The sequence below is a fragment of the Mesorhizobium sp. B2-4-15 genome (assembly GCF_006658505.1).
Taxonomy (GTDB): domain Bacteria; phylum Pseudomonadota; class Alphaproteobacteria; order Rhizobiales; family Rhizobiaceae; genus Mesorhizobium.
Genome location: NZ_VFUZ01000004.1, coordinates 336,026 through 346,096 on the forward strand (window position 1 = coordinate 336,026; position 10,071 = coordinate 346,096).

General features: G+C 62.0%; 9 protein-coding genes. 3 read left to right on the plus strand and 6 right to left on the minus strand.

What is annotated here, in order from left to right; all coding sequences use genetic code 11:
- The first annotated feature begins 3 nt into the window (after nt 1-3).
- On the plus strand, nt 4-1,146 hold the full coding sequence (locus FJ930_RS07740) for an NAD(P)/FAD-dependent oxidoreductase (protein ID WP_141836491.1): 1,143 nt from the start codon (nt 4-6) through the stop codon (nt 1,144-1,146).
- Nucleotides 1,147-1,245: 99 nt separating this feature from the next.
- Here FJ930_RS07740 and FJ930_RS07745 read toward each other — a convergent pair whose 3' ends face one another.
- From FJ930_RS07745 to FJ930_RS30030, 6 genes are all read right to left on the minus strand, one after another.
- Nucleotides 1,246-3,369 carry a molybdopterin oxidoreductase family protein gene (locus tag FJ930_RS07745; protein ID WP_141836493.1) on the minus strand — a complete coding sequence of 708 codons (2,124 nt, stop codon included), beginning with the start codon at nt 3,367-3,369 and terminating at the stop codon, nt 1,246-1,248.
- A gap of 92 nt (nt 3,370-3,461) precedes the next feature.
- The gene (locus FJ930_RS07750) at nt 3,462-5,339 is read right to left on the minus strand and encodes an ABC-F family ATP-binding cassette domain-containing protein (RefSeq protein ID WP_140738060.1); all 1,878 of its coding nucleotides are present in this window, start codon (nt 5,337-5,339) and stop codon (nt 3,462-3,464) included.
- Nucleotides 5,340-5,476: 137 nt separating this feature from the next.
- On the minus strand, nt 5,477-5,938 hold the full coding sequence (locus FJ930_RS07755; protein WP_181763307.1) for a MucR family transcriptional regulator: 462 nt from the start codon (nt 5,936-5,938) through the stop codon (nt 5,477-5,479).
- Between the two features lie 152 nt (nt 5,939-6,090).
- Complete coding sequence (locus FJ930_RS07760) at nt 6,091-6,294, minus strand: hypothetical protein (protein WP_140610807.1); 204 nt, start codon at nt 6,292-6,294, stop codon at nt 6,091-6,093.
- Nucleotides 6,287-7,225, minus strand: coding sequence for an EamA family transporter (locus tag FJ930_RS07765; protein ID WP_246676830.1), 939 nt, complete (start codon nt 7,223-7,225; stop codon nt 6,287-6,289). Before FJ930_RS07765 ends, FJ930_RS07760 begins: the two co-directional genes overlap by 8 nt.
- Before the next feature lie 62 nt (nt 7,226-7,287).
- Nucleotides 7,288-8,121 carry a hypothetical protein gene (locus FJ930_RS30030; protein ID WP_181763308.1) on the minus strand — a complete coding sequence of 278 codons (834 nt, stop codon included), beginning with the start codon at nt 8,119-8,121 and terminating at the stop codon, nt 7,288-7,290.
- A gap of 112 nt (nt 8,122-8,233) precedes the next feature.
- Here FJ930_RS30030 and FJ930_RS07780 point away from each other — a divergent pair, with 112 nt between their 5' ends.
- Both FJ930_RS07780 and FJ930_RS07785 read left to right on the plus strand, forming a co-directional pair.
- Nucleotides 8,234-9,193 carry a LysR substrate-binding domain-containing protein gene (locus FJ930_RS07780; RefSeq protein ID WP_141836497.1) on the plus strand — a complete coding sequence of 320 codons (960 nt, stop codon included), beginning with the start codon at nt 8,234-8,236 and terminating at the stop codon, nt 9,191-9,193.
- A 65-nt stretch (nt 9,194-9,258) separates the two neighbouring features.
- A complete protein-coding gene (locus FJ930_RS07785) occupies nt 9,259-9,849 on the plus strand; it encodes a GNAT family protein (protein ID WP_140738047.1) in 591 nt (196 codons plus the stop codon).
- Nucleotides 9,850-10,071 lie beyond the last annotated feature (222 nt).

Sequence of the window (10,071 nt, forward strand, 5' to 3'; positions counted from 1 at the left end):
CGCTTGGACGACACCACCCCAGTTGCGATCATCGGTGCCGGGCCGGCGGGCCTGGCTGTTGGCGCATGCCTGCGGCAGGCCGGGGTCGACTTCATCCTTCTCGAAAAAGAGCAGCAGGCGGCGCCCGCCTGGCGGCGCCATTACGAGCGCGTCCATCTGCATACGACCAAGCGCTATTCGTCGCTGCCCTTCGTGCCCTTCCCCAAGCACTATCCACGTTATGTACCGCGCGATCTTTTCGTCGAGTATCTCGATGCCTATGCGAAGCGGTTCGACCTCAAGCCCCGCTTCGGAGAAACGGTGAAGGCGATCACCCGGGAGGGTCGCGGCTGGCGTGTGGACACGACATCCGGCTCGCTGGGCGCCAGGCATGTGGTGATCGCCTCAGGCTACAATGCCGAACCCTTGCGGCCCGGATTTGCTGGCATCGACACATTCAAGGGCCGGACACTGCACAGCGCCGACTACCGCAATGCCGAGCCTTTCGCCGGCCAGTCGGTGCTGGTCATCGGCATGGGCAACACGGGCGCCGAGATTGCGCTCGATCTGGCGGAAAGCGGCGCACGACCGACGATTTCCGTGCGCGGCGGCGTTCATGTCGTGCCACGCGAACTGTTCGGCGTGCCTATTCAAATGGTCGGCATGGCGACGCGCCTGGGGCCGCGACGCCTCAACGATGTTCTTTTCCCCATTATCCTCGACCTGGTGATGGGCAGGCTGGAGACATATGGGCTCAGACGGCCGAGACAGGGACTGCTGGAACAGATTGCGATCGCATCGCGCATACCGGTGATCGATGTGGGCACCATCGGCAAGATCCGGGAAGGCGCGATCAAGGTTGCGCCCGATATCGCAGAGATCTCGCAACGCGGCGCCCGTTTTGCCGACGGCAAGCACAGCGAATTCGACACGATCATCTTCGCCACCGGTTTCCGGCCGGGCTATGCCAAATTCCTGGAGCCCGGCATCCAGCCAGACCGCAGCGGCGTTACCGCGCAAGCTTCGGATCTCGGCCTTTACCTTGTTGGTTTCCACAACGCAGTCACCGGATTGCTGCGCGAAATCGGGATCGAAGCGCAGGCGATCGCCGACGACGTCCGGCTCCGGCTGAACAGGAAAAAGGCCGCCGAAATCTTGCCGGTGTGATTTGGCGCATTACGGCCGCGCTTTGCCTTCTCAATCCACGAGGCGCCCTGTCTTCAGCATCATGCCGAGGATCCTCGACAGCAAAAGCATTTGACGGTTTCAGCCGGCGCCGAGTTCTTGCGCCTTGCGCAGCCAGACCTTGTTGTCGTGGAAGGCCGCACCACCATAGGGCGCCGGCGCGTCGGCGCCGGTCAGCACGTTGATGCCCTCGCCGCGCTCATGCGCGCTGTTTGGCCAGATGCCTTCGGCGATCACCACGCCGCGTTTGATGCCGTCGAACAATCTGGCGTGCAGCACCACCTCACCACGCTGGTTGCCGATCTCGACACGGTCGCCCTCCGTCAGCCCGTGAGCGGCGGCATCGTCGGGGTGGAGAAGCAGTTCCGGACGGCCTTCCTTGGCTTTCGATATCGGCGTTTCCGAGAATGTCGAGTTGAGGAAATTGCGCGCCGGCGAGGTCGTCAGCCGGAACGGATGCGCCTCGTCCGCCACCTCGATCAGGTCGACATGGTCGGGAAATTCAGGCAAGCGTTCCACGGGGCCAAACAGTCCCATGCTCCTCGGCGGCCGGTTGGGGGCCGGCTGGCCGGTCCAATCGGCGCGGAAGCGGAATTTTCCGTCGGGATGGCCAAAGCCCCTGATGTAGTGGGCGGTCTCGAAGTCCGGCTGCAGATCGACCCACTTCTGTTCCTTCAAGCTGTCGAAGCTGCCCAGCCCGCGCTTGCCGAGAATGATGTCTATGTGCTGCTGCTCGGTAAGACCAAAGCCCGGGCGGTCGGCGACGCCCAGGCGCTCGGCCAGCTGTTCGATGACAAAATGATTGGTTCGCGGCCCTTCCGGCGGATCGATCAGTTTGGGGCCGAGCGTGATGTGCTGGTTGCCGCCACCCTTGTAGAGATCGTCGTGCTCGAGGAACATCGTCGCCGGCAGCACGACATCGGCAAGCTTGGCCGTATCGGTCATGAATTGCTCATGCACGCAGGAGAACAGGTCGTCGCGCAGAAACCCCTGCTTCACCAGCCGCTGCTCGGGCGCGACATTCGCCGGATTGGTGTTCTGGATCAGCATCGCCGTTACCGGCGGGCCGCCATAGAGCGCATCGGTGGCGCCGGTCAGCACCGGACCTATGCGCGAATGGTCGAGATAGCGGATCGAGGGATCGCGCATGCGCGTGCCCTCCAGCACCTCCTGGTTGAGTTTGAAGATGCCGGAATTGGAATGAAAGGCGCCACCGCCCTCATATTGCCAGCTGCCGATGACAGCGGCGATGCAAGACGCGGCATGCATGTTGACCGCGCCATTGCGCTGGCGGGCAAAGCCGTAGCCAAGGCGGAAATAGGTCTTTTTCGTCGTGCCGACGAGACGGGCGAAGGCCTCGATCTCGGCCACCGAAAGCCCGGTGATGCCTGCCGCCCACTCCGGTGTCCTGGGCTTGAGATGTGCTTCCAGCCCGGCAGGGTCGTCGGTGTATTTTTCGAGATAGGCACGGTCCGCCAGACCTTCCCTGAACAGAACGTGCATGACCGCGCACGCCAGCGCGCCATCGGTGCCGGGCTTTAGGATCAGGCCCATGTCGGCCTGCTTCATGGTCGCGTTTTCATAGACGTCGATGACGACGATTTTGGCGCCGCGTTCCTTGCGCGCCTTTATGGCGTGAGTCATCACATTGACCTGTGTGACCACGGCATTGGTGCCCCAGATCACCACGCAGTCGGATTTCGCCATTTCGCGGGGGTCGGGACCGCGTAGCGCACCCGCTCCCATCATCCAGCCGGTCCAGGCCAGATTGGTGCAGATCGAGCCGAAGAAGCCGGAGTATTTCTTCGCATGCCGCAGCCGGTCGATGCCGTCGCGCTGCACCAGCCCCATCGTGCCGGCGTAGAAATAGGGCCAGACCGTCTCCGAGCCGTATTTCTCCTCGGCAGTAACGAACTTTTCGGCGACCAGATCGAGGGCGGCCTCCCAACTCGCTTCCTTCCAGACGCCGTCGCCCTTGGCGCCGGCCCGCACCAGAGGCTTCAGCAGCCGTTCGGGGTGATGGACGCGGTCGGCATAACGCGCGACCTTGGCGCAGACGACGCCGGATGTGTAGGTGTTGGCCTTCGCGCCATGGACGCGGCCGATGCGGTAGCCATCGAGCAGTTCGACCTCGAGCGCGCAGGTCGACGGGCAATCATGCGGACAGGCCGAATAGCCGATCCTGAGCTTGGCGTGCTGGTTCATGGCGTTTGTCTAGCGGGTTTCGGGCACGGCGTGTAGAGCCAGATGGCGCGTTCCCTTCTCCCCTTGTTTGTGGGAGAAGGAAGAGGCTCCCCCTACTCCGCCGTGCCTTCCTCGTACTCGGCCGACATGGTGAGCCACTTCTCCTCGTGGCCGGCGAGCGTGTGGGCCAGTTGCGAACGCTCCTTGGCCAGCCGTGTCGCGGTCGACGGATCCTTTTCGTAGATCGCCGGGTTGGCCAGTTCGTCCTCGATGCCGTCGATGCGCTTGCGGATGCGATCCATCAACGCTTCGGTGGCGCGGATTTCCTTGGCCAGGGGCTCGAAGGCGGCGCGGCGCTGGGCCGCCTCGCGGCGGCGGTCGGCCTTTGACGCCTTGTCTGCCTCGCGCCGCTCGCGGCGGTCGCCGGACACGCCGGTGACCAAAGTCTTGTAATCTTCCAGGTCGCCATCATACGGGTTGACCGCGCCGTCCTTGACCAGCCAGAGCCGGTCGGCGGTCGCTTCCAGCAAATGGCGGTCGTGCGAGATCAGGATCACGGCGCCGGGAAATTCATTGAGCGCGTGGATCAGCGATTCGCGGCTGTCGATGTCGAGATGGTTGGTCGGCTCGTCGAGGATGAACAGGTTCGGGCCCTCGAAGGCCGACAGCCCCATCAGAAGCCGCGCCTTCTCGCCGCCCGAGAGATCCTTGGCGGGTGTGTTCATCTTCTCGGTCGACAGACCGAACTGGGCGACACGGCCGCGCACCTTAGATTCCGGCGCCTCCGGCATCAGCCGTCGGACATGCTCATAGGCATTTTCCTCCGGACGAAGGTCGTCGAGCTGATGCTGGGCAAAGATCGCCACTTTCAGCCCGGGCGCCACCGTCATGGTGCCGGTCTCCTGCTTGAGCCGGCCGGACAGCAGCTTGGCGAAGGTCGACTTGCCGTTGCCGTTGGCGCCAAGCAGCGCGATGCGGTCGTCGGCATCGATGCGCAGCGTCATCTTCTTCAGGATCGGCTGGCCCTCGGTATAGCCGACATTGACGTTGTTCAGCGCAACGATCGGCGAGGCCACCGTCTTGACCGGTTCCGGGAAGGAGAACGGCCGCACCGTATCGTTCACGATCGCCGCGATCGGCTTCATCTTTTCCAGCGCCTTGATGCGCGACTGCGCCTGCCTGGCCTTGGAAGCCTTGGCGCGGAAGCGTTCGACGAAGGACTCCATGTGCTTGCGGGCGGCCTCCTGCTTGACGCGGCCCTTCTCCTGCAATTCCTTCTGTTCAGTGTATTGGCGCTCGAACTGGTCATAGCCGCCGCGCCAGAAGGTCAGCTTTTTCTGGTCGAGGTGTACGATCGAGTTGACGGCGCGGTTGAGCAGGTCGCGGTCGTGCGAAATCAAAAGCACGGTGTGCGGATACTTCGACACGTAATTTTCCAGCCATAGCGTGCCTTCGAGGTCGAGATAGTTGGTCGGCTCGTCGAGCAGCAGAAGATCGGGCTCGGAAAACAGCACGGCGGCCAGCGCCACGCGCATGCGCCAGCCGCCGGAGAAGGACGAAGCCGGGCGGCGCTGTGCCGCGTCATCGAAGCCCAGGCCGGCCAGGATGGTGGCCGCGCGGGACTCCGCGGAATGGGCGTCGATGTCGGCCAGCCGCATATGGATATCGGCGATCCGGTGCGGATCGGTCGCCGTCTTTTCCTCTTCGAGCAGAGCCGTGCGCTCGACATCGGCCTTGAGCACGATTTCGATCAGCGGCTCCTCGGTGCCGGGTGCCTCCTGCGCCACCTGGCCGATGCGCGTGCTCTTCGGCAGGCTGATCGAGCCGGTCTCGGAGGGAAAATCGCCGGTGATCGCCTTGAACAGGGTCGTCTTGCCGGTGCCGTTGCGGCCGACAAGGCCGGCTTTGGTGCCGGCCGGCAAAGTCAGCGAGGCGTGGTCGAGAAGCAGGCGCCCCGCCATGCGGAGTGAAAGGTCGTTGATGATCAGCATGGCGGCGCTTTTGCACCGGACATCAACGCTTCGCAAGGCCCTGCCGGCCAGTTGAACGCACAAGGCCCGAAAACGGCGCGCGCGATTGCGCCGTCAGGGCAGCCGCTCAGTGGCTTGCCATACTGGCCAGCAGACCCTCAGGCGGTCGCCTTGCCACGCTTCGTCGCCTTGGCCACGGTGGCCGGCGCCGCGGCCGGCTTGCGGCCAAGTCCCGTCGACTTCGCGAGCGCGGACCTGGTGGCCGAATAGTTCGGTGCGACCATCGGATAGTCCGGCGGCAGACCCCATTTGGCCCGATAGTCATCCGGGCTTAGGCCATAGTCTGTCCTGAGGTGTCGCTTGAGCGACTTGAACTTCTTCCCGTCCTCCAGGCAGATAATGTAGTCGGGAAACACCGACTTTTTCGGGTTTACAGCCGGAACCAGGCTTGGGCTTTCCGCGACAGCCGCACCAGCCAGTTTTCGAACCGAGGCGCTGACACTGGCGATCAGGTCAGGCAGGCCGGAGACCGGAAGCGGATTGTTGCCGACATAGGCCGAGACAATATCGGCCGTAAGCTCGATAACGGTCTTATCCTCGATATTTGACAATTCTTTCATCCTATTTGCGACAAAGTCATCCACCCCATAGAAGACTTTTGTCGATGTATCGCCTGAACCGCGTCCCCCAACGGACCGCCCAGTCCCAAAACGAATCAAGACTTGACATCAACTATTTTTATGGGAAATCGACATCGGGCAAATTAGAAAATCTAATACTTCAAGGCAGCAGACTTGGTTGTGCGGCCGTCAGCCAATATCTCAAGAATACGCCTCCAACGGGCACAACGCCCGAAATCCTTCTGCTCGATCGCCTTTTCAGCCTTCATCGCCGCGTAAAGTGGCGCCTCGGCGCCAAATTCCTTGATCAGCCAGTGCGCTTCCCTGCGGGCCAGACGTTCGTTGTCGTCAAACATGATTTTCGGCCTCCGAACGCTCCACACCGACGGCAATACAACTGCCAATGACAAGGATCGCGCCGGCGATGGCCGTCATCGTGAGCCGTTCGCCGGACAGGACCAGAAGCAGTGTCGAAGCGATCGGGGTGAGATAGGCGATAACCGCGACCTTGCCGCGATCCTCGAGCTTCAAGGCCCGCGACCAGAAATAATAACCCAGGCCCATCGGGCCAGCACCAAGATAGAGCCCAAGCGCAAGGTCGGCAGCAGCGGGCAAGGTTGCGCCGTCATGGATGCACCACAGCAATGTCACGGCCACGCCGATCAATGAGGACGGCAGCAAAAGACGGTCCGCTGAGACGGCGAGCCGCCCCACCAGGATCGAATAGAAGGCCATGCACAGCGCCGATCCGAAGGCGGCGAGATAGCCGACAAGGTTGCCCTGAAACCAGGAATGGCCGCGCCCGCCCGAGATGACAAGCACGACGCCGGCAAACCCAAGGGCCGCGGCAAGGCCCAGCACCGTGGGTCGTTGCGGGTTCTCGAACGCGATCACCGCCGCCGCGACCATCAGGGGCCAGGTGTAGGCGACGAGGTTCGCCTCGATCACCGACATCGAGGCGAAGGCCACATATTGCAGGATCATCGTGCCGACGAGACCGACGAAGCCGACCACGAATGGCGCCAGTGCCGCGACGAGACCCGCATGGCGCGGCATGGCGGGTTCCCGCGCGGCGCCGATCAGGCGGATCAAGGCGAAGACCATGGTCGCCCCGCAGAACTGCAGGCATTGCACCAGCGACACTGGATGGCTTGCCAACAGCGCCTTGCCGACCAATGCGTTGGTCGCCCAAAGTGCGACCGCGCCAGCGGCGAAGGCCAGGGCCAGCCTGGAGCCAGGCCGGTTCCGCGCGGCCCGAGACAGGCTCCCTTCCGGTCTGTCAGCCACGGCCGACCCCCGGCTCATCGAGGCAAGGGGCGGCTGCGGCCGGACGGAGCCATGATGGCTGGTCACCACGATTCCCTTGCACCGCCGGGGAACGGCGCCTCGGGCAGCACCGGCACGGGGCGCTCTGCCTCGAAGCGGCGATAGGCGGGCAACTGGTTGGTCCAGACGTCTTCGGCCAGCTCGTTGACCCACTCGCGGTCGTGATCGTTGTCTGCGGCAAGGTAGAACATTCTGTTGTCGTCGACATAGGGCTTGGCGACCGAGCGTTGATTGAGCACCAGGGTGACACGCTCGCCGAACTGGATCGGCGCAGTGCGATGCAGGACGCCAAGGAACTGCCCGAGTGTCGCGTAGTGCATCTTGTGGTCGATGCGCATGATGCGGTTGCGCGGGATCTCGCTGCCGGATTCAAGGATGGCGCGACCGGTTTCGGAGTCGTCGCAATAAATTTCGAGATGCCCGCCGACCAGCGGATCGCTGATCGACAGCGGAATGAGTTCGGTGACCGGAACGCCGTCGCAATGCCATTCGACGGCACCGTCCCTGGGATTCATGAAGGTGACGGTCGAGCCGACGATCGACAGCGGATAGGGCTCCAGCTTCGTGCCCATCATGTCGGACAGGCGTTCCAGGCGGAGCTTATCGTGCAGCAACTCCCTGATTTCGGGGATGAAACGGTCGGCGCCGGTGATGAAAGTCAGATCGAGGTGCTTGTGCACGGCGTGGCTGGCCTTGAGCTGCAGCGCAGCCTCCTCGATTGCCGCAAGCAGCGCCGGGTCATAGCCATGCCGATACTGCGCGACGCCGAAACTCGACACTTTCCAGGCGGTTTCGTGGCCGATGATGGCCTCGCGGCTCATCGCATAGCGCAGCTCGGGGATGGTATGTGCGTTCATTGTACTTCTCCAAGTGGGGGGCAAACACTTGGTAAACAGTCGATTAAATTAGCACCCCCTGTAAAATTAGGAATGCTGGTGCTAGTGTAAGCCCAGCTTAAGGTCGAAAACCGTGCGTCTGCTCAGTCAGGTCAACCTCAATTCCCTGAAAATCGTGGAAAGTGCTGCACGGCACGGGAATTTCACGCGTGCTGGCGAGGAGCAGTTCATCACCGCTTCGGCGGTCAGCCAGCGTGTCAAGAGCCTGGAGGACCAGCTGCGATTCAAGATATTCCAACGCGGTGGCAATGCCGTGTCGTTGACGCCGGAGGGCGAAACCTATGTCTCGCGCGTTCGCGAGGCGCTGGAGCGGATCGTCGCTGCCAGCATGGAAGCAACCGGGCAATCGCAGGAACATGTGCTGAAGATATCCGTGCTACCGACCTTTGCCGCGCGCTGGCTGTTTCCGCGCCTGCCGCTTTTCCAGCGGCAATATCCCGATATCGTGATGCGGGTCTCGACGTTATACGCGACGCATGAGTTCACGACCTCGGATTTCGATCTCGAAATCCGCTATGGCGACGGCCATTTCAACGGGCTACCGTCCGATCTGCTGTTTCGGGAAGACCTGACACCGGTGTGCAGCCGCAAGCTGTTCCGTGAGGTTCTCGGCGACAGGCCGCTGTCAAAAGTGACACCGGACGATCTCAAGCACTTCACGCTGCTGCACTCCGACACCTGCACCCAGAACTGGCAATCCTGGCTTGGTTTCGCCGGCGCCAGCTTCGTGCTCAGCGAGACCAAAAGCATCTATTTCGACTCGTGCATGATGTCCTACGAGGCGGCCAACGCCGGAATGGGTTTTGCCGTCGCCAACCGCGCCTACATGGCCAGCGACATCCACGCCGAGAGATTGGTGGCTCCCTTCGCCGTCCATCATCCGAACACGGCCGGTTGGTATTTTGTTTCCCCCCACAAGAGCCTTGCCGCACGCAAGGTGCTGCTCTTCAAACAATGGGTCATGGCGGAGGCGGCTCTGACGCAATCCCAATTAGACAGTGACATCAGCGAGCTGGCTTTGGAGACTGCCTGAAATTGGAATCCGCCCTCGATTTGTCTCCCGATGACCGCCGGCCAGAGAATCGAGGACCATTGGAAATGGATATCCACTCCAGGCAACTCGCCCTGGTCGGTGAAATTGTTGAACTGAAACCCCTGCAGCCGGCGCATTCGCAGGGACTTGTCTGTGCAGCCGCCGACGGTGAGCTGTGGAACCTGAAAGCCACCGTGGTCCCCGGGCCAGCCACGATCGATGGCTATGTTGCCAGCGCTCTGACTGGACGACAGGCCGGGACTGTCATGCCCTATACAATCATCCTGCGCGGCACAGGAGCGATCTGCGGGAGCACACGGTTCTGGAAGATCGACCGTACGAATAGGAAATTAGAGATTGGGCACACCTGGCTCAGCCGTTCGGTTCAGCGATCGGGCGTGAATACCGAGGCCAAATACCTTCTCTTGGCGCATGCATTTGAGGTGATGGGATGTGTTCGCGTGCAATTCACCACCGACGAACTCAACGAAGCGTCGAGAGCCGCTATTTTGAGAATAGGGGCAAAACAGGAAGGAATCGTTCGCAATGAGCGGATCATGCCGGATGGGCGAAAGCGCAATTCCGTCCGGTTCAGCATCATCGATTCCGAATGGCCTGATGTGAAGGCCATGCTGCGGCAAAAGATGCGGCGATAGTCAGCGCGGGCCATTCCCCTTCTGACGTAAGCGAAAACGATCCAAAGCGCGTCGCGTCGAAGCGGATTCATGCAACGCGCTTGAGGTCTTTGTTTTTAAGCATGTCGTTCTCCCAAAACCGAGATCACTTTTGGGCGACATGCACTAAGGCTTGTTGAGATTCATCGCGAGTTGATGACGGCGGCTGCGAGAAGGATGATGGCTGCGAAGCTCTGGTCGGTT